Consider the following 22,640-nt stretch of genomic DNA (forward strand, 5'->3'; position numbering starts at 1 on the left):
TCGCCCGGGTCCTCACCACCCTACGTCGTCCGCACACGAACCGTCAGAACAAGATCACCAGGCGGCGTCGCGGTCATCGGTCGGCTGGGCGGGCAGATCGTGCGCGGGATCGGTGACTATCTCGCCCTCCGACGTGGTGGCGAGCAGATGCGTCCCGGTGGAGTCGGGCTTCAGCCGGGCCAGCCGCACCGTCCCCTTCGCCTGCCGCTGCCACATCACGCCGGTGCGTTCCCGGGTCACGGCCGAGAACTCCGCGACGGCCACCCCGCCCGGCTGCGTCACCGCGGTGAGCACCGTCGTGCCGTCCCGGCTGAGCACGGCCGCGTCGGTGCCCGCCGGCAGCGTCAGCAGGGGCCGGCTGGCACTGAGCACACCGCCCGGACCGAGCGTGTCGAGCAGTCTGACCTGCCGCTTCCCCGGGCGGGGCGGGATCCACACGAAGGCCAGCCGCGGACCTGCCCAGGACAGGCTGGTGACACGGCCGCTGGCCCTGCTCGTCCAGGTCTGCGTGGCGCCGGTGCTGATGGAGACGATCTGGATCCGGGCGAGCCTCTTCGCATAGGTCACGTACGCGATCCGGTCGCCGCTCACCGCCAGGTCCGACCACCTGGTCGAGACGCCGGTGAGCGCGGCGTTCTCCAGCGGCGTGAACTCGGCGGCCCCGCCCTTGGCGTTCAGCCGCAGCCGGTCGAACGACACCCGGCCCCTGCGGTAGCTGGAGACCACGTACGTTCCGTCGTCGACGGCGGCCACCTGCTCGAACCGGTGACCGGCCAGGGCCGCGTTGCCCACCACCGCGCCGTTGCGGACGTCCCGGACGACCACCTCGGTGCCGGAGCGCGGGATCGCGACGACGAACCGCGGCGCCGAAGCCGCCCGCGGCGCGCGTGGCGCGGCGCGCGACTTGGCGTGCGGTCTTCCCGGATGCCGGTCCGTCCTGTCGATGTACTCGAAGATCCCCGCCAGCGTGAGCGCGAACGCCGAGGCGACGGCCACGGGAGCGACCCACTCGCGTACGAAGATCAGGAATCCGTTGTTCTTGCCGTCCATCGAGGCGCCGTCACACCGACCTTCCACGCTCAGCTCACCGTACGCCCCCATCCTTTCGCCTTCGCCGTGGTGCGCGAGACGAGGACGGCTCAGCGGGGCCATCCGGTCGGGGGACTGCGCCAGAGTACGGCAGGGCGGGCGGCGGCGGGCCCACGAGGGATGTGCTCACCGTGCCCTGAGGGCGTCCTGCGCGGCCCGTGCCACCGCCTGGTGGTAGGTGCCGCCGTACAGCGTGACGTGCACCAGGAGGGGATGCAGCTGGTGCAGCGGGACCCGGTCGCGCCAGCCCGGTGCCAGCGGAGCCGCCTCGTCGTACGCGGCGATGATCCGATCCAGATGAGGCACTCCGAAGAGCGCCAGCATCGCCAGGTCGGTCTCCCGGTGACCGCCGTGCGCGGCCGGATCGATGAGCCACCCCCGGCCGCCCGACCACAGGACGTTGCCGGACCAGAGATCGCCGTGGATCCGGCTGGGCGGCTCCGCCGGACCGGCCAGCTCGCCGAGGGACTCGATGACCCGCTCCACCAGCCGTACGCCCACCGGATCGAGATCGCGCAGGAAGGGCACCAGCCGCCGCCGCGCGTAGAAGGCCGGCCAGTCGTCGTCTCCGGTGTTGTCCAGCGGTAGCTCGGCGATGAATCCCTGCCAGGGCGCGCCGTACGCCGGTGCTCCGTGCAGGTGCAGGGCCGCCAGCTCCCGGCCGAACCGCTCGGCGTCCCGTGCGGACGGGGCACCGGTCTCCAGCCAGGGGAGTACGAGGATACGGTCGTCGGCGGCCAGCACCTCGGGCACCGGCGCGGCCCCGGCCTCGGCCAGCCACCGCAACCCGGCCGCCTCGGCCTGGAAACCCCCGCCCGGCCCGTCCGCCCGCTTGACGAAGACCTTCCGGCCATCGGCGAGCTCCGCCCGGTGCAGGGTCCATTCATGGCTCGCCCCGAGGTCGGCCATCGTCACGACGGCGGAACCCAGCAGCTCCCTCATGAGGCTAGCCTCGCGCCTTCAGCCCCCGGCGCACCTCGTCCAGCAGCCCGGGCACGGCGGCCTCGATCAGCTCCAGCACCTGGTCGAAGCCGTCCTGCTCACCGTAGTAGGGGTCGGGCACGTCGAGATCGCCCGCCACGGCCTGTGGATCGAACTCCCGGAGCAGCCGGACCTTGTCGCGGTCCTCGGGCGTGGGGGCCATGGCGCGCAGGTCGCCCAGATGCCCCTCGTCCAGCGCGACGATCAGGTCGTAGTGGTCGAACCACTCCGCCTGGAACTGCCGGGAGCTGTGCTCCCAGGTGTAGCCGTTGCCGTCCAGCGTGCGTACGGTCCGGTGGTCGGCGACGTCGCCCAGGTGCCAGCCGCCGGTACCCGAACTGTCCACCTCCACGTCGAGCCCCTCCTCCTCGGCGTGGCGGCGGAACACGTGCTCGGCCATCGGCGAGCGGCAGATGTTCCCGGTGCAGACGAACGTGATGCGATACGGCTCACCCATGCGCCCATTGTGCCCGAGCCGTACTCCTCAGCCGGTCCGGAGGGCCAGGGCCATCGCCTCGACGGCGAGGAGGGGGTTGACGTTGAGCTCCAGGCGCTCGCGGCACTGCATGATGGCGTCCAGCCGCTTGAGCGTGGCCTCCGGGCCGCCCGCACCGGCGGCCGACCGCAGCTCCGCCGTCCGGTCCGCGTTGACCAGGTCGACGCCGGAGCCGAGCTGCAGGGCCAGCACGTCCCGGTAGTAGGACGCCAGGTCGAGCAGCGCCCGGTCCAGCGAGTCACGCTTCACCCGGGTGGCCCGGGACTTCTGCCGGTCCTCGAGCTCCTTCATGGCCCCCGCGGTGCCGCGCGGCATCCGTCCCTTGGCGCTCTCACCGAGGGCCTGCCGCATCGCCGAGGTCTCCGACTCGTTCATCTCCTCGGTGGTGGCCTTGGCGTCCGCGTCGGCGGCCTTGACCAGCGCCTCGGCCGCGCCGACCGCCTGCCCGACCCCGGTCAGCCGGGACGGCATCGCCAGCACCTCGTTGCGGCGCCGCCGGGCCTCCTCGTCGGTGGCGAGCCGCTTGGCCCGCCCGATGTGGCCCTGCGCGGCTCGGGCCGCACCGGCCGCGACCTCCGGATCGATGCCGTCCCGCCGGATCAGCACGTCCGCGACCGCGTCGGCCGGCGGGGTGCGCAGGTTCACCAGCCGGCAGCGGGACCGGATGGTCACCAGCAGGTCGTCCGGCGCCGGCGCGCACAGCAGCCAGACCGTACGCGGCGGTGGCTCCTCGATCGCCTTCAGCAGCGCGTTGGCGGCCGCCTCGGTGACCCGGTCGGCGTCCTCGAACAGCACGACCTGCCAGCGGCCGCCGCTGGGCGCCGACGCGGCCCGCAGCACCAGCGCGCGGGTCTCCTTGACGCTGTAGGACAGCCCGGACGGCCGTACCGCCAGCACGTCCGCGTGCGTCCCCTGCAGCACCTGATGGCAGGAGGGGCAGTGCCCGCACCCGCGCGGCGCGTCCTGGCACAGCAGCGCGGCGGCGAAGGCCCGGGCGGCCGTGGACCGTCCCGACCCGGGCGGCCCGGTGAACAACCACGCGTGCGTCATGCTGCCCTGCCCGGAGACCGACCCCTCCACGGCCGTACGCAACTGCGCGACGACCGGCTCCTGCCCCACCAAGTCGTCCCACACGCTCATGCACCCAAGATTAGGGGCTCACCCCGGCCGGCACCGACCGCCCGCTCCGGAAAGGAGCGCACGCGGGTGAGCAGGAAGATCAAGCGTCCGTGATGGCGGGGAAGGTGCTGGTGGCGTCCTCGGTGCCGAGCGGTACGGGGTCGGGCAGGATCGAGCGGATCCGGTCCTGGATCTCCCGGGTGATCTCCTGCTGCGGCCGTGCGGCGTCGATGATGAGGTAACGGTGCGGTTCTGCCTCGGCCAGTGCCCGGAACCCGCGCCGGACCCGCTCGTGGAACTCGGGCGGCTCGGACTCGATGCGGTCGGCCGGTGAGGCGAACCGGTTGAGCCCCACGATGGGCGGCACGTCCAGCAGGACCGTCAGGTCGGGCAGCAGGCCGGCGGTGGCCCACTTGTTGATCTCGAAGATCTCGTCCACCGGAAGCTCACGGCCGTAGCCCTGGTAGGCCAGCGTGGAGTCGATGTAGCGGTCGGTGACGACGACGGCGCCCCGGCGCAGCGCCGGAGCGATCACCCCGTCGACGTGGTCGGCACGGTCGGCGGCGTACAGCAGGGTCTCCGCCCGGGTCGACAGCCCGGTCATCTCCTTGTCCAGCAGGATGGCGCGCAGCCGCATGCCGACCTTGGTGGAGCCCGGCTCCCGGGTGGTCACGACCTCGTACCCGTTGTCGCGCAGCCAGATGGCGGTCAGCCGCGACTGCGTGGTCTTGCCGGCGCCCTCGCCGCCTTCGAAGGCGATGAGGACCCCCCGGTTGCCGATCGGCTCGGTGGCGACGTACGGAACCCCGCGCAGCGCACCGACCAGGTCCCGGCTGAGCGGGATGCCCTTCCGGTCGTCCATCTGCCGGTAGGCGATGAGGCCGACCAGGACGGCGACCGCGGCGGCGATCAACAGCACCGCGTTGGTGCCGTCGAACCGGTAGGAGACGCTGCGGAAGGAGACCTGGTGCGCGCCGATCAGCCCCGCGAGCAGCGGTACGACGGCGAGCACGAACAGCAGGACGACCCGTACCAGCGACTGCAGGAAGGCGAAGGTACGGCCGCGCAGCTCGTCGGAGACCTCCAGGCCGACCAGCGTGTAGCCGATCACCCACGAGACCCCGGCCGCGGCGCCCAGGAACGTGGTCAGGAAGACCACCACGACCAGGTTCTGGATGATCGCGATCAGCATCAGCGCGAACCCGGCGACCACGATCGACAGCCCGAACAACCGCCGTCGGCTGAACCCGCGCAGCATCCGCAGCCCGAGGAACATGCCGAGGGCCAGGCCGATGAAGACGGCGGCGAACACCGCTCCGTACGCGGCGTCCCCGCCCCGCAGCGCCTGGACGTAGACCTTGGCGATGGCGATGACGACGCCGCCCGCGGCCGACGCCCCGACCAGCCCGATGATGAGGCCCCGGATCACCGCCGTGGAGCCGGCGAACCGCCAGCCCTCGCTGATCTGCTTCAGCATCGACGGCACCGAGACGTGTTCGGTGCGCGACGGGATGCTCTTGAGCGTGAAGATCGTGATGGCCGAGACCAGGAACGTCAGGGCGTTGATGTAGAGGGCCAGGTCGGCCTGGTCGGTCTTGCGGAGGAAGGCTCCGGAGATCAGGGCCAGCACCGAGAAGAGCCCGGCGGCGACCGGCGCGGAGCCGTAGGTGGCCATCAGGCTGAACTGGTTGGCCTGCTCCAGCCGGTCCTTGGGCACCAGGTTGGGGACCGTGGCGTCCTTGGCCGGGATCCAGAACAGCGTCACGCATTCGACCAGGAACGTGGCGATGAACAGCCAGTCCAGCCGGCCGACCAGCGGAATCGACAGGAACAGGCCGAACCGGCAGATGTCGGCGATCACCATGGTGAGGCGCCGGTCGAACCGGTCGGCGACCGCACCGCCCAGCGGCCCGAGGATCACCGAGGGCAGCATCTTGACGATCAGCACGCCGCCGACCGCGTACGACTGGGCCTGGAAGCCACCCGTCTTACCGGTGAGGCTGCTGGCCAGCGCGGTCAGGGCGAGAATGCTCAGCCAGTCGCCCAGGCTGGACAGCGAGAGCGCGATCCACAGCCGCCGGAACGGCTTGATCGACAAAACGTTGGAGTTTCGGCCACCGCTGTCGCGCCCACGCGGTTCGGCCGCGCCCGTTCTGGTCATGTTGGTCAGCGTATCGGCGCTCCGGGGGTCCGGTGGGGCCGGATGACCGAAGTCTTACGAGCGCGACTTCGCCGTCCCCCGCCTGACGGGCGTCTTCTTACCTCCGCCCGCGGCGACCTTCTCCCGGCGTTCGGCCAGCAACTCCGCCGCACGCTGGATCGTGACCGACTCGACCTCGTCCCCCTTGCGCAGGCTGGCGTTGGTCTCACCGTCCGTGACGTACGGCCCGAAGCGCCCTTCCTTCACCACGACCGGCTTACCGCTCGCCGGGTCGTTGCCCAGCTCACGCAGCGGCGGAGCGGCCGCGGCCCGGCCGCGGCCCCGCTGCTTGGGCTGCGCGAGCAGCTCCTTGGCCTGCTCCAGGGTGACCGTGAAGAGATCATCTTCGCTGGTCAGCGAACGGCTCTCCGTGCCCTTCTTGACGTACGGCCCGAAACGGCCGTTCTGCGCGGTCACCGGCTCACCGTCGAGCTCACCGAGCGTGCGCGGCAGCGAGAGCAGCTTGAGCGCGTCGTCCAGGGTGACGGTGTCCAGCGACATCGACTTGAACAGCGAACCGGTCCGCGGCTTGGCCACAGCGGCCTTCTTGGTCCTGGTCCGCTTCTCGGCGGCGGGCTTGTCGCCGTTGCCGGAGGGCGGATCATCCGGCAGGACCTCGGTGACGTACGGCCCGAACCGCCCGGACTTGGCCACGATCAGGTGACCGGTCGCCGGGTCGACGCCCAGCTCCCGGTCGCCGCTCGGCTGCGCGAACAGCTCCGCGGCCTTGACCGCGTCCAACTCGTCCGGAGCGAGGTCCTCGGGGATGTTCACCCGCTCGCCGTCCCGGTCGAGGTACGGCCCGTACCGGCCGACCCGGATCATGATCTCGGTGCTGCCCTTGAGCGGGAACGAGCTGATCTCCTTGGCGTCGATCTCGCCGAGGTCGCTGACCAGCTCCTTCAGGCCCTCGTCGCCCTCGCCCTCGTCACCGAAGTAGAAGTGCCGCAGCCACGGGACCCGCTCGGACTCACCCCGGGCGATCGAGTCGAGGCAGTCCTCCATCCGGGCGGTGAAGTCGTAGTCCACCAGGTTGCCGAAGTGCTTCTCGAGCAACTGGATCACGGCGAACGCCAGGAACGCCGGGACCAGGGCGGTGCCCTTCTTGAAGACGTAGCCGCGGTCCAGGATCGTGCCGATGATCGACGCGTACGTGGACGGACGGCCGATCTCCCGGTCCTCCAGCTCCTTGATCAGGCTGGCCTCGGTGTAGCGGGCCGGCGGCCGGGTGCTGTGGCCCTCGGGCTCGACGCTGAGCGCGGTCAGCGGGTCGTCCTCGTCGAGGTTGGGCAGCCGGCGTTCCCGGTCGTCCCGGTCGGCCTCGGGGTCGTCGGCCCCCTCGACGTAGGCCTTCAGGAAGCCATAGAAGGTGATGGTCTTACCGGTGGCGCCGAACTCGGCGGCCTCCCCGGCGGTCGAGGTGCCGGCGATCCGGATGGAGACCGACTGGCCGACCGCGTCCTTCATCTGGGAGGCGACGGTCCGCTTCCAGATCAGCTCGTACAGCCGGAACTGGTCGCCGGACAGGCCGGTCTCACCCGGCGTGCGGAAGGAGTCACCGGCGGGCCGGATGGCCTCGTGCGCCTCCTGGGCGTTCTTGACCTTGCCGGCGTAGACCCGCGGCTTGTCCGGGACGTACTGCGCCCCGTACAGCGTGGTGGCCTGGGCCCTGGCGGCCGCCAAGGCGGTCTCCGACAGCGTGATGCTGTCGGTACGCATATAGGTGATGAAGCCGTTCTCGTACAGCTTCTGGGCGACCTGCATCGCGTACTTCGGCGAGAAACCGAGCTTGCGGCTGGCCTCCTGCTGCAAGGTGGTGGTCCGGAACGGGGCGTACGGCTTGCGGGTGTACGGCTTGCGCTCGACGGACTTGACCGCGTACGGCCTGCCCACGAGCCGGGCGGCCAGGCCACGCGCGGCCGCCTCGTCCAGGTGCACCAGATCGGCCGACTTGAGCTGCCCCAGCGCGGAGAAGTCCCGGCCCTGGGCGACGCGCCTGCCGTCCACCGCGACCAGACTGGCGGCGAAGGAATCGGGGTCTTCCGGCTCGGCGGGACCCGCCGAGGGCGTGAACTGGGCCTGGATGTCCCAGTAGTGGGAGGGGACGAAAGCGATCCGCTCGCGCTCCCGCTCGACGACCAGGCGGGTGGCGACGGACTGGACGCGGCCGGCAGACAGGCCCGGCATCATCATCTTCTTCCACAGGACCGGGCTGACCTCGTAGCCGTAGAGGCGATCGAGGATGCGGCGGGTCTCCTGGGCATCGACGAGCCGGAGGTTCAGTTCGCGGGGGTTCTCCGCGGCGGCCCGGATCGCGTCCCGGGTGATCTCGTTGAAGACCATCCGGTGCACCGGCACCTTGGGCTTGAGGACCTCCCGCAAGTGCCAGGCGATCGCCTCGCCCTCGCGGTCCTCGTCCGTCGCGAGGAAGAGTTCGTCCGCGTCCTGCAACAACTTCTTGAGTTTCGCGACCTGCTGCTTCTTGTCGGTGTTGACGATGTACAGCGGCTCAAAATCCTGGTCGACGTTGACGCCGAGCTTGGCCCACTCCTCGCCCTTGTATTTGGCCGGGACCTCCGAGGCCTTCCCAGGAAGGTCACGAATATGGCCGATACTGGACTCCACGACATAGTTGCCGCCAAGGTAGCCCGCGATGGTCTTCGCCTTCGCGGGCGACTCGACGATCACCAGGCGGGTGCCGCCGGACTTGGCAGTGCCGTTGTTGGCTGGCACAGTCGCTCCAACCTCGCTGTCTTGTCGTCTGTCTTGCTCCGAGCGGGAGTCTCAGTTCGTACCCCCGTACCGCCTCAACACTGAAGGACGGTACTCCAAGGGGTTCCCCATCCGTTCACCCCAGCCATAATGCATGCAATGGCGGAGTACACCTACCTCGTACTGCGACTGCCGCGCGGCACCACCCGGGAAGCCGCCCGGCAGATCCTCACCGAGCACGCCGAGTATGGAAGATGGGAACTCGACCGTCTGCGGCTCTACCCCGACGGTAGCCGTTACATACAACTCCGTCGAAAGATCATCCGTCAGGTGCGCACGATCTAGTACGGTCAGTGCGGACCTGGTGACTCTGTGTAGACAGGGCTTTGCCCGCTCCGGACCGCGCCTCCGGAACGGGCAAAGCGTCTGCGGCTTCACCCGCCGGAGGTGTCGTGCGGTCGTGCGGACCCGCACGACACCGTCCGAGGGTAAAGCGATTTTTGTACGCCGCTAGATCACCAGGGGTCCGGTGACTATCGACGGCGGAGGCGGCGGACGACGCCGCCCAGGGCGGCCGCACCGGCCAGGAGCGTCCCGACGACCATGACGTACAGCGAGCCACCGCTCATCCCACCGCCCAGCGGCTGAGCGCCGGAGGCCGGGCGCATGGCGCCGACCTGCTGCTGCAGGTCGCCGGCCTTGCCGGTGACCGTGTCGCCGACCTGACCGGCGACCTCACCGGCCTGCGGCCCGGGGAGGTGGCCGGCCTGCGGGCCGGGCAGGTGGCCGGCGGCCGCGGGACGAACGGCCCCCGGCAGCGCGTCGATGACCCCGGTGCCGGGGGCGGACGCCGCGCGGCCGACCGGTAGCTGAGGCGCTCCGGCCGGAGCCTGGGCGGGCAGGTGCGGGACCGGCAGCACGGACTGCGGCACCGTCCTGGCCGGGCCCTGGACGGGAAGCTGCGGCATGGCCGGAAGGGCGGCGGCGGGGACCACCGACGGCGCCTTGGCCTGGCCGGGCAGCATCGGCAGCACGGGCAGGCCCGCGGCGACCGGCTCACCGGACTGCCGGTGCGCGCCGGAGCCGTGACCGCCACCGCAGGTGGGGTCGACGGTGCCGGCGACCGCGGCGACGTTGCCGCAGACGTCGATCGGCGCCTTCACCGGGGCGAGAACCTGGTTGCCGGCGCCGACACCGTGCGCACCGGAGGTCTTCAGCCGGGGAACCCCGGAGTTGTTGGCGCGCGCACCGCCGACGCAGCCCGCCGCCGCGTCACCGAGGACCGCGGCGGCGTTGCCGCAGACGTTCACGGGAGCGGTGATCGGAGCGAACACCTGGTTTCCGGACAGCACGCCCTTCTTGCCGGAGGTGGTCGGGTCGCCAGGGGTGGTGGTCACGGACGAGCCGCCGTGGCACATCGCGGCGGCGTCACCGAGGACCGCGGCGGCGTTGCCGCACGCGTTGATCGGCACTCCCACGGGGGTGTAGATCTGGTTGCCCGACCCGACACCCTTCTTGCCGGTGGTGTTGTGGGTGATCGTGCCGCCGTTGTGGACCATCGCGCCGCCCTTGCAACCCGCCTCGGCGTTGCCGACGGCGTTGCCGCAGACGTTGATGGGGGCGCTGATCGGAGCCGTGACCTGGTTGCCGCCCAGGACACTTCCCTTGCCGGAGGTCTTGAGCTTGCCGCTGCCGCCACCGTTGTGGACCTTCGCACCGCCCTTGCAGCCGGCGACCGCGTCCCCGAGGAGCGCCGCGGAGTTGCCGCAGACGTTCACCGGGGCGCTGATCGGGGCGTAGACCTGGTTGCCGCCGCCGACGCTGTAGGCGCCGTTGGTCTTGCCGCCCTTGGAGCCGGTGCCGTTGTTCAGGACGGTCGAGCCGCCCTTGCAGCCGACGTCGGCCGAGCCGAACAGCGCGACGGCGTTGCCGCAGGCGTTGATCGGAGCGCTGATGGGGGCGTTGACCTGGTTGCCGCCCAGCACACTCCCCTTGCCGGAGGTCTTGCCCACGCCGCTCTTGCCGCTGTTGGTGACCGCAGCGCCGCCCTTGCAGCCGGCGTCCGCGGTACCGAAGATCGCCACGGCGTTGCCGCAGGCGTTGATGGGAGCGCTGATGGGCGCGTTGATCTGGTTGCCGCCTCCGACACTGTGCACCCCGCTCGTCTGGCCGCCACCGTTACCGCCGCCGCCGCGTACGGCCGTACCTCCCTTGGAGGACGCAGCGGACTTGCCTGCGACGCCGACGGCGTTGCCGCTGGCGTCGATCGGTGCGGAGACGGGCAGGTCGAGCTGGTTGCCGCCCAGCACGCTGCGGTTGCCGTTCGTGTCGGCGAATGCGCTGTTCGGGAAGACGGTGCCGGCGCCGAGCGCGACGAAGCTCGCGGTGAGTACTACGGCACGTGCCGTGCCTTGAGCCCACGTTCGCATGGAATGCTCCCTTGAATGGAGATCGACTGATCGAGGTTTGCTGGAGTGTTCGATTGACTGCCGCATGCCGCCGAGGGGGACGGCATGCCCCGGCCACGGCCCGGATCAAGCTGGTGCCGGGGCCGGTGGGAGGTGACTAGTCAGGTGAGAAAGAAGGCTCGTCCGTGGCCGCGTGCACCGCGGGAGGGACCTCGCCGAGCATCCGCGGGAGGACGAACGTCGGCCGGGCGTACGCCCCGGGCCGGATGACATGCCCGAGCCCCGGGCCGGTGGGGGCGGAGCCGCACAGGGACGACACCCCTCCGGACTGAGGGCTCACCGGCCGGGGGAACTCCGGCCCGGGTGCCGGATACGAGGCGGCCACATGAGCGACTGTCCAACCGCTGCCGACGACCTTGGGCGCCCCCGATGCGGTGTGGGCCGTGACGGCGTTCGCCGCCCGTCGGTCACCACCACCACCGGCAACCGCGCCTTCGCGGTGCCACAGGGCCCAAGAGATGCCGGAAGGCGTACAGTCCATCTGCGATCCGGCCGACACGAGCTCGGCGACCGCCTGCTCGATCTTGCCGGGCAGTACTTCGAAGATCGCTGATGGGCGTACCGGCAGGGCGTCGCTCACCTGTACGGCGGCGCCGTGGATCCCTCCCTGGCCGAACAGGTTCTGCACCGGATCGGCCAGCGTGCGGGCCAGATCACTGATGATGCCGTGCGGCGGCGACGCAGCTGACACCCGGGGTGCGGGGAGTGCCCCGTCCGTGGTGTGCTCCGTCTGATGGCCTCGCGAATGCCCCGGGGACGAGTGGGCGGCGCCGGAGGCCGTCTTGATGGAGCCACGAACGGACTGCGCGTGGACCGGGACGCCTCCGTGCGCCTCGTGCCGCACCTTGTCGGCCAGCCCCGCACCATCGGTGACGGGGCTGAGCGCGGCATGAGGCACCACGGCGGCGACGGGTGCGGGAACCGCGGTCTCGGCGTGAGCCTGCCCGGCGCTGCCGAGCAACCAGCCGGTCGCCGCGATCCCTCCGACCACGAGCAGGCGGCGAACCGTCGAGGAAGGACGCCGGGACAGCATGGAGCGCAGGCGGACGGAGACCGTCCGTTCCTGCGGCTGCCCAGCGGTCACGAATCCTCCTCGGCGGTGTCCCCGCCATCAAGGGAGCACCAACCGGCTCCCTACGGAGAGTCACGGTAGCACCACGGTCTGCGTGCTCCGCAAGCCATTCCGAGAAGGTTTTTGTGACTTATTCAGGAGAGATCAAGGAAACGGTCGAGAACTCGTACGCCGAAGCGCAATCCGTCGAGCGGGACCCGTTCGTCGATACCGTGGAACATTCCGGAAAAGTCCAATTCTGGGGGAAGCCGGAGCGGCGCGAAACCGTAGCAGCGCATGCCGAGCCGGGCGAACGCCTTCGCGTCCGTGCCGCCGGACAGGCAGTACGGCACCGGCCACGCGCCCGGGTCCTCGGCCTTCAGCGCGGTCTCCATGGCCGCCACCAGGGCGCCTTCGTAGTCGGTCTCCACCGCGGCGTCGTGATGGACGAACTCCCTCCGCACCGCCGGACCGAGCAGCCGGTCGACGGTCGCGAAGAACTCGTCCTCATGGCCGGGCAGGAAACGGCCGTCCACGTGGGCGGTCGCTTCCTGGGGAATAACATTGGCTTTATACCCTGCGTCGAGCATTGTCGGATTAAGGGTATTTCTAATGGTCGCCCCGATCATGCGGGCCAACGGCCCCAGTTCGGCCAGCGCCCTCTCCGGGTCCCCCGGATCGAACTCGATCCCGTACGCCTCGCAGGCCTGTTCGAGGAACGCCCGGACGGTCTTGGTCAGCCTGATCGGGAACTCATGGGTCCCCAGCCTGGTGACCGCGGCCGCCAGCTCGGTCACCGCGTTGTCGGGGTGCACCATCGAGCCGTGCCCGGCCCGCCCCTGCGCGGTGAGCCGCATCCAGGCCAGGCCCTTCTCCGCCGTCTCGATCAGATAGAGCCGACGGTCGCCCGGCACCGTGAGGCTGAAGCCGCCGACCTCGCCCACCGCCTCCGTGCAGCCCTCGAACAGCTCCGGATGCTCGTCCACCAGCCACTGGGCACCCCATTTGCCGCCCGCCTCCTCGTCGGCCAGGAAGGCCAGCACGACGTCCCGGGGAGGCCTCCGCCCCTCCCGGAGGCGCTGCCGTACGACCGCGAGGATCATGGCGTCCATGTCCTTCATGTCCACCGCGCCGCGGCCCCAGACGCAGCCGTCCTGGATCTCGCCGCTGAACGGGTCGAGCGTCCAGTCCTCCTTGCGGGCCGGCACCACGTCGAGGTGACCGTGCAGCAGCAGGGCGTCCCGGGAGCGGTCCTCGCCCTCGATGCGGACGACCAGGCTGGTGCGCTTGGCGTGGGATTCCAGGATCTGGGGCTCCAGGCCGACGTCGGCGAGCCTCTCCGCGACGTACTCCGCGGCCGCGCGCTCACCGGGCCCAGAATGATCACCGGGGTTGCTGGAGTCGATCCTGATGAGGTCGCGGCAAAGCTCGACGACCTCGTCTTCCGCGGTCGGCCGGTCGTCCATGGGTGCTCTCCTTCGCGCCTCGGGTCCTACGGTCTCCATCGTGCCCCGCGATCGACTTCGCCGCGACTCCTGACCTTTGGTATGGTTGGCCCGCCGCAGCGCGTTCGATCGCGCATGCAAGTCCGGGTGGCGGAATAGGCAGACGCGCTAGCTTGAGGTGCTAGTGCCCTTTACGGGGCATGGGGGTTCAAGTCCCCCCTCGGACACGCACCGAACGCACATGTGGGGGTTCCGGGATCACCCGGGCCTCCACTAGTTGCTTTTCGGGATAGTAGGTCATCCTCAGGCCGAGGCGCTGGCACAAACCGGCCTTGTCCAACGGGTCGGCGACAGCGATCATCTGGGCCAGGTTCCCGGCTCTGCTCAGAAGCTCGGTGATCTCCTGCGCGGAGATCCGATCCGCCCGCGGGGCGTTGAGCAACTGGGCGTCCAAACTGGCCCGCTCAGCTTTGACGGTGTTGATCCAGCCGGTCACCTCGGCCGGGTCGGCTCCGGCGTCGAGAGCGGCCCGGTACTGCTTGAGCCTGCGGTCACAGTCGGCCAGCTGGTTCCGCAGGTCCAGGGTGGCCGTCTCTGTTGAGTCGGAGGCCTGTGGTGGAGCTCGTTGACCAGGGCGTACTCCTGCGGGAACCGGCACCGGTAGTAGACCTGCCGGTTGTTCCAGTTTCCCTGCATTTTGCGCTCGCAGTACCCGCAGTGCAGGCAGCCACGGAAGACGTAGGGCCGCCCGGTCGCTTTGCCCTTCTTGGAGTACTGGCCGCGGGCTCGTACGGCCCGCAGCTCTCGGGCCTTTTCGAAGTCGGCCACACTGACCAGGGCGTCGTGGACCTCGTGCTCGGACCAGATCCAGGCGTCACGCTCGTTCCACCGCATCTTGACGGTGTAGCCGAGCGCCACGTCCTCGATGTCGAGCAGGACCTCGCCCTTGCGTTGCTTGTTCCATACCTGGCGGCCGGTGTAGCGCGGGTTGGTGAGGATCACCTTGACCGCCGACTTCGACCAGGCGACCTGGCAGCGGTGCCGGTTGCGTTCCGGATCGGCGGCCGAGGGCGACAAGATGCCCTGCCGGGTGAGTTCCTCGGCGATGTCCTTGGTACCGCGTCCCCGCAGGTACTGCGCGAAGATCCACTTCACCACCAGTGAGGTGACCGGGTGGGCCACCAGCCGCTTGAGGCGCTTGCCGTCAGCGGCCTTGGACGGGTTCGGGTGGGCGCCCACGTCCTCGAGGTCGTACCCGTAGGGCGGGCGTCCGCCGAGATAGTGGCCCTCCGTCGCGGTGATCGCCGACATCGCGGCCTTTACCCGGATCTTGATCCGGTTACGTTCACCCTTGGACAGGCCCCCGAACACCCCCATGATCATGTCGTGGGCCTCGTTGGCGGGATCGATCGGGCCACCGACCTCCGGCACCCATAGCGGGACGCGGAAGTGCTCGAACAGCGGGAACGTCAGGCTGTACTGGTTGCCGTAGAACGCCCGGTGCGGCTCCCCGATCACTACGGCGTCGAAGCCGCAGGCAGGGTCCTTCAGCTCATCCAGCAGGGCCTTGGCGTATGGCCGAGGCGACCAAGGGATCGAGCGGGACTTGTCGATGTCGACTCGATGGGGCTCTGGTGATCGTCCTGTCACAGATCATGGTCGCGCAGGGTGGTCTCCACCCGCTGAGCATCGGGGGATCCGAGGCGCTGGTAGATCGCCAGGACCTGCCGTAGATGTGCGGCGCCTTCACCGGGCCGGCCTTCATCCAGTGGGATCGGCCGATGCCCCCGGAGGGCATGCGGGCCGTGTGCGTGGTGTGCCCGGCTCGGCACGGTAGATCCCTGAAGCGCGACCCAGCATGAGGCGCGCCACAAACAGGGAGAATCAACATGAAGCGTGGTAGTCGCCTCGCCATCGCCGTCGTATTCGCCGTCATCTTGGGCGGCTTCTTCGGTGGCCTCTGCGGCGGTATCCTGGCCGGGATCAGCACCGACCTCTTCGACGCCGTCCTCGACTCCGGCGACGTCATCTACTGCCTGGTCACCTTCGGCGTCATCGGTGTCGTCGGCGTCCTGTGGGGCGTCTTCACCAGGGGCGTCGCCAACCGCGCCTCCATCATCGCCGGTGTCGCCCTTCCCGTGACCTGCATCGGCATCATCGTCGGCTTCGTCGGCGGCTCCACCATCGCCGGCGTCGCCGGCATCACCGCCGTCGTCGGCCTCAACGCCATCCTCGTCGCCATCGGCGGCTGGATCGGTGCCATCGCCGACCTCCACGACGGCGTGTAGCCCACTTGCAGGGGCCCGGTGTGTGCCGGGCCCTTGCTCTGTTTCCCGCCTGTGCATTCCCGCGCCACCAGGGTGATCGTGAGTCCGGCGAGCGGGCGGTCCCCGGCTGCAGATCAAGACGATCGCCGTGGGGTGGACAAAAGCGGACCGGCCTCCTGAACGGAGGCCGGTCCTTAAGAGTGTGTCCTGCGTGGTTATCGGGTGATCACCCGATAACCACGCAGGACACACTCTTAAGTTGAACATGATCTTGCATCGTTCGGATTGACCTTGCGCGCCGCTACCGACCATCAGGCTTCTGGGTCGTCGCCCTCGTCGGTCTCGGCATGGTGTTCTCGGTGGTCGGTAGGGCCGAAAAGCGCAGCGGGCGCGGTTACCTGCTCCTCGGAGAGGCCATCGAGGTGCGCGGCGATCCAACGCAGAGTGATGTCGAAGAGGACGGCCAGGGCGTGATCCGATCGTCGGGCCGTGCCGGATCCGTTAGCCTGGCGCTGGTGCGACGCGGCTCGGTCCTGTGGCTCTGCGGCCCGCCCGGGGTCGGGAAAACCTCCGTCGGATTCGAACTCTTCGACCAGATCAGCGATGCCGGAACCGCAACCGCTTACGTCGACCTGGACCAGCTCGGCCTCTGTCGCCCGGCGCCCGAGGACGACCCCAACAACAACCGGGTGAAAGCGCGCAACCTTGGACAGGTCTGGTCGGGCTTCCGGGCAGCGGGGGCGCAGTGCCTGGTGGTGAGCGGCATCGTCGATGACGCCGAGGAGGTACGCCGGCACGCTGACCTGCTTCCCGATACCGCCTTGATGGTGTGCCGGCTGCGCGTCGGCCACGAGGAGTTGCGCGACCGGATCGCGCGCCGGGGGTCGCTGCGGCACCTGACCGAGGAGGCGGTCCGCAATGCGGCGGAGCTGGACCGCACCGACTTCGCCGACCTGATCGTGGACACCGCAGGGGTGGCCGTCGCGCAGGTGGCGGCACGGGTACGCGGCGCCGGCTGGCCGGGCCGGGTGCCACCACGGCAGGTGTCCCCGCTGCCGCCGTTGGACGCCGCGCGCACCGGTACGGTCCCGGTGTTGTGGCTGTGCGGGCCGCCGGCGGTCGGCAAGTCCACGGTCGGGTACGAGATCTTCACGCGGGTGCTCGGCGACGGGGTACCGGCCGCTTACATCGACCTCGCCCAGCTCGGGTTCTGCCGGCCCGCGCCGGATGACGATCCCGATCACCACCGGCTCAAGGCACATCACCTCGGCTGTGTCTGGGAGGGCTTCCGCGTGGCCGGCGCCCGGTGTCTGATCATGTCCGGGAACGTCGCTGAGCAGGAAACCGTCGGTCGGTACATGGGAGCGATCCCGTCGGCGGCGTGGACGGTGTGCCGGCTCCGCGCCGGACGGGACACGCTCGCCGAGCGGATCCTGCTGCGTGGCCAGGGCGGTGGACCGGCCATCGCCGGCGACGAGTTGCGCGGGCGGTCAGAGGCGGCGTTGCGCCGGCGCGTGGTCGAGGCCGCCCAGATCGCCGACGCACTCGACCTCGCAGGTATCGGCGACGTCTCAGTCGACACCGACGGGCGAGAAGTCGCCGAGCTCGCCGGCCTCGTGCGTGCCGAGGCCGGCGGCTGGCCCGGCCGAGCGCTCTCAGCTCCGTAAGCGCCGGGCCTGGAACCCGCCCGCGCCCGCGAATACGAAGAGCGCAACCTCGTCGGGAAAGAAAGGCGACCCCCACCGACCGCGCAGACGTGGACATCCGCACCAGCCGGACCACGCACATGTGGGAGTCGTCGATCGGGAAGTCCGGCCTCTCGGTGACCACGGCCAGCGACACCCCGACCAAGTCCGCCACCGAGATCACCAGCGCGATGGTCCAGCTGTCCATCGCCGGCGCGATCGCGGCCGCGACCATCACCGGCATCGGCGCGTGATGGCCGCACCCGCCTGGGTCACCGTGGTGGTGGAAGGCCTGATCTTCTGCATCACCACCGGCGTCGGCATCCACCTGATGCGCACGCCTCACCGCACCTGATCACCGGTCAAAGGTGCACCGTTTTTCGGCACAGGTCCCGGGCCTTCACAACGGCCCGGGACCTCGCCCGGTCGATCCGAAAGCGTCAGGGATACCTGGGCATGACCGCGTCCTAGTCATCGAGAACGTGTCGAAGGATCGGGGCCAGGCGTGCCCTGGCACTCCGGCACCTGCCACTCAGTGAGGACGGGAAACCCCGAGGATCTCGGCTGCGGTGCCGTCCCAACCACGTCACCGTGGTCCCCGCAATGCGTGCGCGTCTACACGCCCTGGAGGGGAAGTCATGCCTTCGTCGAAGGGGGGTCAGAGTTCGGGTCAACCTATGCTCGTTGTGTGGACGAAGAGCTGATCGCTGAATGCCACCGGTTGCTGCGCGATGGCTTCCCGGACGAGCTCCCGGAAAGACGCGTACTCAGGGACGAACACGATTTCATCCCGCTCGGCCTCGATGTGGACGGCGACATCGCGGTGGTCGCGATGCTGCGATGGTGGAAAGGCCCACCCGAACGTCCCTCCCGCCTGCCCCAACCGCGCCCCCTGATCGATGTACGGCCGTTCCTTCGGCTGGGCGGCAACTGGAGCAGCCTCGGGGGCGGAGGCGGCCTGGTACCCGAATACCCCCTGACCGACCGCCCCGCCGCCGCCCACCTCGGCGGCCACCTCCGGCACCACGGCGCCGGCAGCACCTACGCCGGCGACACATCCCTAGACACTGATCTCTACATCAGCCACGCCCGGATACGCGCCGCAGCGGAAATCGACCGCGTCCAGGTCGGCGCCCGTCTGCTCCCGGTGCCGTTCCACGGCCACGTCGTGGTGGTCTGGCCCGGACGCCACGCCCCGACCATCGACGCGCTGGCGGCAGACGGAACTCGATTGGTCTCTCTCACCATTGATTCCGACCGGGAGTCCGGGGGTCGCTTCCAATGACGCAACTCCTCAAACCGCGTAGAAAACACATCCGACGCACAGAGCGTCATGAGTGAATTTTAAATGAACGAACCTCGACTAGTTGAGTTTTCTATCGTATTCGGTGCTGATTAATTCACTCAGCGTGAACCTTTACATCTATTTTGACCCACAGTGGTCACTCACCTTGAGATCGGGCTGGACCCCCGCTGACGATCGTCACGACTCGAAGATCGAGCACCCCCTGACAGGGGGGCCGGCCTCACTCCTCAGGGATGGATCGACCATGCGCATCAGAGCCGTGGCCATGGCTGTCGTAGCAGGCGGAGCCGCGTTTGTACCTGCGACATCCGCCCTCGCCACCCCACACCCCACTCCTTCTCCAGGTGTGAGGGTCATCATCCCCAAGACCAACGCAGAACGTGAAGCCCTGCGGAAGAAGATGGACACCCTCCGGCCTGCCGACGTCCCCAAACCCCCCGCGACCGTCCCCTACGCGCAAGTCGTTCTCGGTCCTGACTGCATCGGAATCTATGACGGCCCCTACCCTGGCGGCGGTAGCGTATGGGGAGAAGTAGGAACATACTGCGCCAGCACTTCACCCGGGACCATCGCCAAATCAGACCTCTATCGGACCGGCGGAAAGCTGGTTGACACAGATACAGATTCCGGCACCAACAGCTCCTATGCCGTCACCCAAACCGGCTGTTCTGGCGGGACCAGGTATTACCGGCACGAAGAGTACATGAAAGCCGGTGGCTACTCCTACGCGCACTACGACGCACTCAACATCAACTGCTAAGAACAATCCATACCTGGGCCCACGCGGCCGGACGTCCCCGCTGCTCGTTGTGAGCGGCTGCTCGCCCGGTCGAGATCAGCGTCGCAAGCCTCCGCGGAAAGCCTGCTGCCCTCAAAGCAACCTGGCACATTGAACCGATATACTCCGGCACCTCCCCGCGGAAGTGCTCACCTCATGCGTTGAGTTCCCCCGCTTAGGGAGCACCTTCTCAACGCCGCCGACGATCAGGCGCCCTCCTCTCCTGGATGGGGCTGACAGTCGAGCTGAGGGACCCGTCCCGCGTCAACGTCGCGACGGCCGCCGGTGCCAGCGACGCGACGAAAGGCCCTCCCCGAGGTTCAGCTCCGGGAGGGCCTTCGTCGTTTCGTCGCGATGCTGCAGCTGGCCTCAGCCACGATGATTCTCACGTCGGGGCACCGCACTCGACTCCGGCCGGACCAGGCGGCGGGAATCGTCGACGCCATCGTCGGCGGAGTCCTCCGCCGAGGGACCGGCAGAAAGGACCAGGATCAGCACCGGGATGATGATCATCGTCTCGGCGGTGACACTGCCCCGGTCGCGGCCGAGAGGCCGTGCCAGAGAGCGGGTGCTCACCATCTGGCTGGAACCAGCGGCATCGTCGCCGGCCACTTCCGTGCGTGGCGGCAGCCGGTCACACTCCCTGTGACGGGGACACGTGAGGAGGCCTTCATGATGGCCGACGATCGGCTGGCCGAACACGAACGCCGTATCGTGGCGGCCGCCCGTACCGGGCGACTGGTCGACCTGCGCGTCCACGATGACGGGCTGGACGATCCCGCAGGCGGTGCGAGCCGGCAGGATGCCCGCGCTGTGCGCGCCGAGCTGCTGATCGAGTTGCTCACCGCAGAACCCGCAGGCGAGGCCGGAGGGGGGCGAGCCATCAAGATTCAAGGCGCCCGCATCACCGGTCCACTCGACCTGGAGGGGTGCACGCTCCTTCGCCCGCTGCTGCTGCGAGGCTGCCACTTCGAACAGCCCCTCAACCTCGGCGAAGCCACCGCGCCCTCCATCCGCCTGCCCGGTTGTGACCTTCCTGGCCTGTCGGCCGGGTACCTGCGCACCACCGGCAGCCTCGAACTCAACGACGGCTTCACCGCCCATGGCGAGGTCGACCTCACCGGCGCCCACATCAGCGGCCGGCTCAACCTCAACGGAGCCCACCTGGCCAACCCCGGCGGGTACGCATTGAACGCCGAGGGACTCACCAGCACCGGAGACATGTCCTGCCGGGAGGGCTTCAACGTCCAGGGCGAAATGAACCTGACCGGCGCCGACATCGGCGGCAAAGTCGACCTCACCGGGGCGCACCTGACCAACCCCGGCGGACGTGCGTTGACGGCGGACGGGCTGACCGTCAGCCGGGTCGTTCTCTGCCAGCAGGGATTCCGAGCAGATGGTGAAGTGAGCCTGACTGGGGCCCATATCGGCGGCCAGCTCTCGTTCAAGGGCGCACACCTGACCAACCCCGGCGGGCACGCCTTGTACGCCGCTCGGCTCACCGTCGGCCGGATCATGTACTGCGGGGAGGGGCTCACCGCAGACGGTGAAGTGAACCTGGTCGGGGCCCACATCGGCGGCCGGCTCATCCTCAACGAAGCCCACCTGGCCAACCCCGGCGGGTACGCATTGAACGCCGATGGGCTCACCCTCGACCACGACATGTACTGCGGAGAGGCCTTCACGGCCGATGGCGAAGTGAGCCTGACTGGGGCCCGTATCGAGGGTCAACTCGACTTCAGCGGGGCCCAGTTGTCCAACCCCGATGGGTATGCGCTGAACGCCGACGGGCTCACCGTCGACCAGGGCATGTTCTGCCGGAACGGGTTCACCGCCGCAGGTGAGGTGCGGCTCCCGGGCGGCAACATCAAAGGCGTTTTCGACCTTGACGGGGCGCACCTGTCCAACACGGGCGGGTATGCGTTGACTGCCGCTCGCCTCGTCATCGAGCAGGACATGTACTGCCGGAACGGATTCACCGCCAACGAGCGCATCGATCTGGTCGGCGCCCACATCGGCGGCCAGCTCGACTTCAGCGGGGCCCACCTGGCCAATCCTGATGGGCGCGTGCTGGACGCCGACGGGCTCACCGTCGTTCGGGAGGTGCTGTTTCGAAAGGGCTTTTCCGCCGAGGGGGAAGTGCGCCTGTCCCGTGCACATATCGGTGGGTTCCTGCTGCTCAACGGGCGTTTCACGAACCCAGGCGGGTACGCGCTGACCGCTGAAGCGCTCACCGTCGACAAGAGCATGTACTGCCAGGAAGGGCTCACCGTCCTGGGCGGCCTGCACCTGGCCGGCGCCCAGGTCGGCTCCCACCTCGACCTGCGAGACGTCTCCCTGAACAACCCCGCAGGCCTGGCGCTGGACCTCGAAGCCGCCACCGCGCGCCACCTCATCTTCCGGCCAGCGCACACCCCGCAGGGCGGAGTCGACCTCACCAACGTCCGCGTGAGCTCCTTCGATGACGACCCGGCGACCTGGCCCACCTCCCTGCTGCTGCGCGGCTTCACCTACGACACCCTCGAAAACGATCAAGTCGGCATCCGGGACCGGCTGCGCTGGCTGAGGCTCCATCCAGGCGGCTACGCCCCCCAGATCTACGACCAGCTCGCTACCGCTTACCGGCGCGCCGGACGGGTCGAAGCGGCCCGCCGGGTAGGCGTGGCCAAGCAGTGGAGGCGCCGCAGCGCCCTCCATCCGCTCAACTGGCTGCTGTACCTCACCGTCGGGTATGGCTACCGGACCTGGCTCGCCGCGATCTGGCTGGCCGCGCTGGCCGTGATGGGCACCCGGGTGTTCACCTACGCCCAAACCCGGCACATGATGCGGGCGGGCCCCAACGCGCCGGCCTTCCATCCCCTCGCCTACACCTTGGACGTACTGGTGCCCATCATCGATCTCGGCCAGCGGAAGGCATGGACTCCCCACGGGTGGGCGCTGTACTGGTCGTGGGCTCTGATCGCGGCCGGATGGATACTGACCACCGCCGTCGTCGCAGGCTTGACCGGCATCCTCAAACGCGACTAACAAACAGGTTCGCGAA

The 22,640-nt window shown here is 69.3% G+C and carries 18 protein-coding genes and 1 tRNA gene; 7 read left to right on the forward strand and 12 right to left on the reverse strand.

Annotation, left to right across the window (positions count from 1 at the left end; all coding sequences use genetic code 11):
• Positions 1-54: 54 nt before the first annotated feature.
• The 6 genes from ACRYCC_RS32640 to topA form a co-directional block, all read right to left on the reverse strand.
• Entirely contained in the window at positions 55-1,077 is a 1,023-nt protein-coding gene (locus ACRYCC_RS32640) for a hypothetical protein (RefSeq protein WP_433817611.1), read from the reverse strand.
• A gap of 138 nt (positions 1,078-1,215) precedes the next feature.
• Positions 1,216-2,031: a fructosamine kinase family protein gene (locus ACRYCC_RS32645; RefSeq protein ID WP_433817612.1), complete on the reverse strand. Its 816-nt coding sequence runs from the start codon at positions 2,029-2,031 to the stop codon at positions 1,216-1,218.
• A gap of 4 nt (positions 2,032-2,035) precedes the next feature.
• On the reverse strand, positions 2,036-2,527 hold the full coding sequence (locus ACRYCC_RS32650; RefSeq protein ID WP_433817613.1) for a low molecular weight protein-tyrosine-phosphatase: 492 nt from the start codon (positions 2,525-2,527) through the stop codon (positions 2,036-2,038).
• 27 nt (positions 2,528-2,554) lie between these two features.
• Complete coding sequence (locus tag ACRYCC_RS32655) at positions 2,555-3,706, reverse strand: DNA polymerase III subunit delta' (protein ID WP_433817614.1); 1,152 nt, start codon at positions 3,704-3,706, stop codon at positions 2,555-2,557.
• Between the two features lie 79 nt (positions 3,707-3,785).
• Positions 3,786-5,846: a dTMP kinase gene (gene tmk / locus ACRYCC_RS32660; RefSeq protein WP_433817615.1), complete on the reverse strand. Its 2,061-nt coding sequence runs from the start codon at positions 5,844-5,846 to the stop codon at positions 3,786-3,788.
• 54 nt (positions 5,847-5,900) lie between these two features.
• The gene (gene topA, locus ACRYCC_RS32665) at positions 5,901-8,618 is read right to left on the reverse strand and encodes a type I DNA topoisomerase (protein ID WP_433817616.1); all 2,718 of its coding nucleotides are present in this window, start codon (positions 8,616-8,618) and stop codon (positions 5,901-5,903) included.
• Positions 8,619-8,756: 138 nt separating this feature from the next.
• Between topA and ACRYCC_RS32670 the strand changes: the two genes are divergently transcribed.
• Positions 8,757-8,942: a DUF5703 family protein gene (locus tag ACRYCC_RS32670; protein ID WP_433817617.1), complete on the forward strand. Its 186-nt coding sequence runs from the start codon at positions 8,757-8,759 to the stop codon at positions 8,940-8,942.
• Between the two features lie 188 nt (positions 8,943-9,130).
• On the opposite strand, the gene ACRYCC_RS32675 is transcribed toward ACRYCC_RS32670, so the two are convergent.
• From ACRYCC_RS32675 to ACRYCC_RS32685, 3 genes are all read right to left on the reverse strand, one after another.
• Positions 9,131-11,026, reverse strand: a complete 1,896-nt coding sequence (locus ACRYCC_RS32675; protein WP_433817618.1) for a chaplin family protein — start codon at positions 11,024-11,026, stop codon at positions 9,131-9,133.
• A 136-nt stretch (positions 11,027-11,162) separates the two neighbouring features.
• Positions 11,163-12,149, reverse strand: coding sequence for a hypothetical protein (locus tag ACRYCC_RS32680; protein ID WP_433817619.1), 987 nt, complete (start codon positions 12,147-12,149; stop codon positions 11,163-11,165).
• Between the two features lie 122 nt (positions 12,150-12,271).
• The gene (locus ACRYCC_RS32685; RefSeq protein WP_433817620.1) at positions 12,272-13,582 is read right to left on the reverse strand and encodes a M20/M25/M40 family metallo-hydrolase; all 1,311 of its coding nucleotides are present in this window, start codon (positions 13,580-13,582) and stop codon (positions 12,272-12,274) included.
• 120 nt (positions 13,583-13,702) lie between these two features.
• Here ACRYCC_RS32685 and ACRYCC_RS32690 point away from each other — a divergent pair.
• A tRNA-Leu gene (locus ACRYCC_RS32690) sits at positions 13,703-13,788 on the forward strand.
• Here ACRYCC_RS32690 and ACRYCC_RS32695 read toward each other — a convergent pair.
• Both ACRYCC_RS32695 and ACRYCC_RS32700 read right to left on the reverse strand, forming a co-directional pair.
• Positions 13,770-14,057 (reverse strand): hypothetical protein, encoded by a 288-nt coding sequence (locus ACRYCC_RS32695; RefSeq protein WP_433817621.1) that lies wholly within the window; start codon positions 14,055-14,057, stop codon positions 13,770-13,772. The genes ACRYCC_RS32690 and ACRYCC_RS32695 overlap by 19 nt on opposite strands.
• Positions 14,054-15,211 carry a recombinase family protein gene (locus ACRYCC_RS32700; RefSeq protein WP_433817622.1) on the reverse strand — a complete coding sequence of 386 codons (1,158 nt, stop codon included), beginning with the start codon at positions 15,209-15,211 and terminating at the stop codon, positions 14,054-14,056. Before ACRYCC_RS32700 ends, ACRYCC_RS32695 begins: the two co-directional genes overlap by 4 nt.
• Positions 15,212-15,450: 239 nt before the next feature.
• On the opposite strand from ACRYCC_RS32700, the gene ACRYCC_RS32705 reads away from it, so the two are divergent.
• The 4 genes from ACRYCC_RS32705 to ACRYCC_RS32720 all read left to right on the forward strand — a co-directional run bounded on the left by ACRYCC_RS32705 (position 15,451) and on the right by ACRYCC_RS32720 (position 18,798).
• On the forward strand, positions 15,451-15,849 hold the full coding sequence (locus ACRYCC_RS32705) for a hypothetical protein (RefSeq protein ID WP_433817623.1): 399 nt from the start codon (positions 15,451-15,453) through the stop codon (positions 15,847-15,849).
• Between the two features lie 326 nt (positions 15,850-16,175).
• On the forward strand, positions 16,176-17,495 hold the full coding sequence (locus ACRYCC_RS32710; RefSeq protein ID WP_433817624.1) for an AAA family ATPase: 1,320 nt from the start codon (positions 16,176-16,178) through the stop codon (positions 17,493-17,495).
• Between the two features lie 89 nt (positions 17,496-17,584).
• Positions 17,585-17,767, forward strand: a complete 183-nt coding sequence (locus ACRYCC_RS32715; RefSeq protein WP_433817625.1) for a hypothetical protein — start codon at positions 17,585-17,587, stop codon at positions 17,765-17,767.
• Positions 17,768-18,201: 434 nt separating this feature from the next.
• Positions 18,202-18,798: a hypothetical protein gene (locus tag ACRYCC_RS32720; RefSeq protein WP_433817626.1), complete on the forward strand. Its 597-nt coding sequence runs from the start codon at positions 18,202-18,204 to the stop codon at positions 18,796-18,798.
• A gap of 1,168 nt (positions 18,799-19,966) precedes the next feature.
• Here ACRYCC_RS32720 and ACRYCC_RS32725 read toward each other — a convergent pair.
• Positions 19,967-20,209: a hypothetical protein gene (locus tag ACRYCC_RS32725; protein WP_433817627.1), complete on the reverse strand. Its 243-nt coding sequence runs from the start codon at positions 20,207-20,209 to the stop codon at positions 19,967-19,969.
• Positions 20,210-20,269: 60 nt separating this feature from the next.
• Here ACRYCC_RS32725 and ACRYCC_RS32730 point away from each other — a divergent pair, with 60 nt between their 5' ends.
• Complete coding sequence (locus tag ACRYCC_RS32730) at positions 20,270-22,624, forward strand: hypothetical protein (RefSeq protein ID WP_433817628.1); 2,355 nt, start codon at positions 20,270-20,272, stop codon at positions 22,622-22,624.
• The last annotated feature ends 16 nt before the right edge of the window (positions 22,625-22,640 follow it).

The sequence above is a fragment of the Actinomadura scrupuli genome, assembly GCF_050971785.1.
In the GTDB taxonomy this organism is placed as follows: Bacteria; Actinomycetota; Actinomycetes; order Streptosporangiales; family Streptosporangiaceae; genus Actinomadura_E; species Actinomadura_E scrupuli.

What these genes read in the sequence shown, in the direction of transcription:
- ACRYCC_RS32645 (WP_433817612.1), bottom strand. Translation starts at nt 2,031, where the DNA reads ATGAGGGAGCTGCTGGGTTCCGCCGTCGTGACGATGGCCGACCTCGGG.
- ACRYCC_RS32650 (WP_433817613.1), bottom strand. Translation starts at nt 2,527, where the DNA reads ATGGGTGAGCCGTATCGCATCACGTTCGTCTGCACCGGGAACATCTGC.
- ACRYCC_RS32655 (WP_433817614.1), bottom strand. Translation starts at nt 3,706, where the DNA reads ATGAGCGTGTGGGACGACTTGGTGGGGCAGGAGCCGGTCGTCGCGCAG.
- tmk (WP_433817615.1), bottom strand. Translation starts at nt 5,846, where the DNA reads ATGACCAGAACGGGCGCGGCCGAACCGCGTGGGCGCGACAGCGGTGGC.
- ACRYCC_RS32670 (WP_433817617.1), top strand. Translation starts at nt 8,757, where the DNA reads ATGGCGGAGTACACCTACCTCGTACTGCGACTGCCGCGCGGCACCACC.
- ACRYCC_RS32675 (WP_433817618.1), bottom strand. Translation starts at nt 11,026, where the DNA reads ATGCGAACGTGGGCTCAAGGCACGGCACGTGCCGTAGTACTCACCGCG.
- ACRYCC_RS32685 (WP_433817620.1), bottom strand. Translation starts at nt 13,582, where the DNA reads ATGGACGACCGGCCGACCGCGGAAGACGAGGTCGTCGAGCTTTGCCGC.
- ACRYCC_RS32705 (WP_433817623.1), top strand. Translation starts at nt 15,451, where the DNA reads ATGAAGCGTGGTAGTCGCCTCGCCATCGCCGTCGTATTCGCCGTCATC.
- ACRYCC_RS32710 (WP_433817624.1), top strand. Translation starts at nt 16,176, where the DNA reads ATGGTGTTCTCGGTGGTCGGTAGGGCCGAAAAGCGCAGCGGGCGCGGT.
- ACRYCC_RS32730 (WP_433817628.1), top strand. Translation starts at nt 20,270, where the DNA reads ATGATGGCCGACGATCGGCTGGCCGAACACGAACGCCGTATCGTGGCG.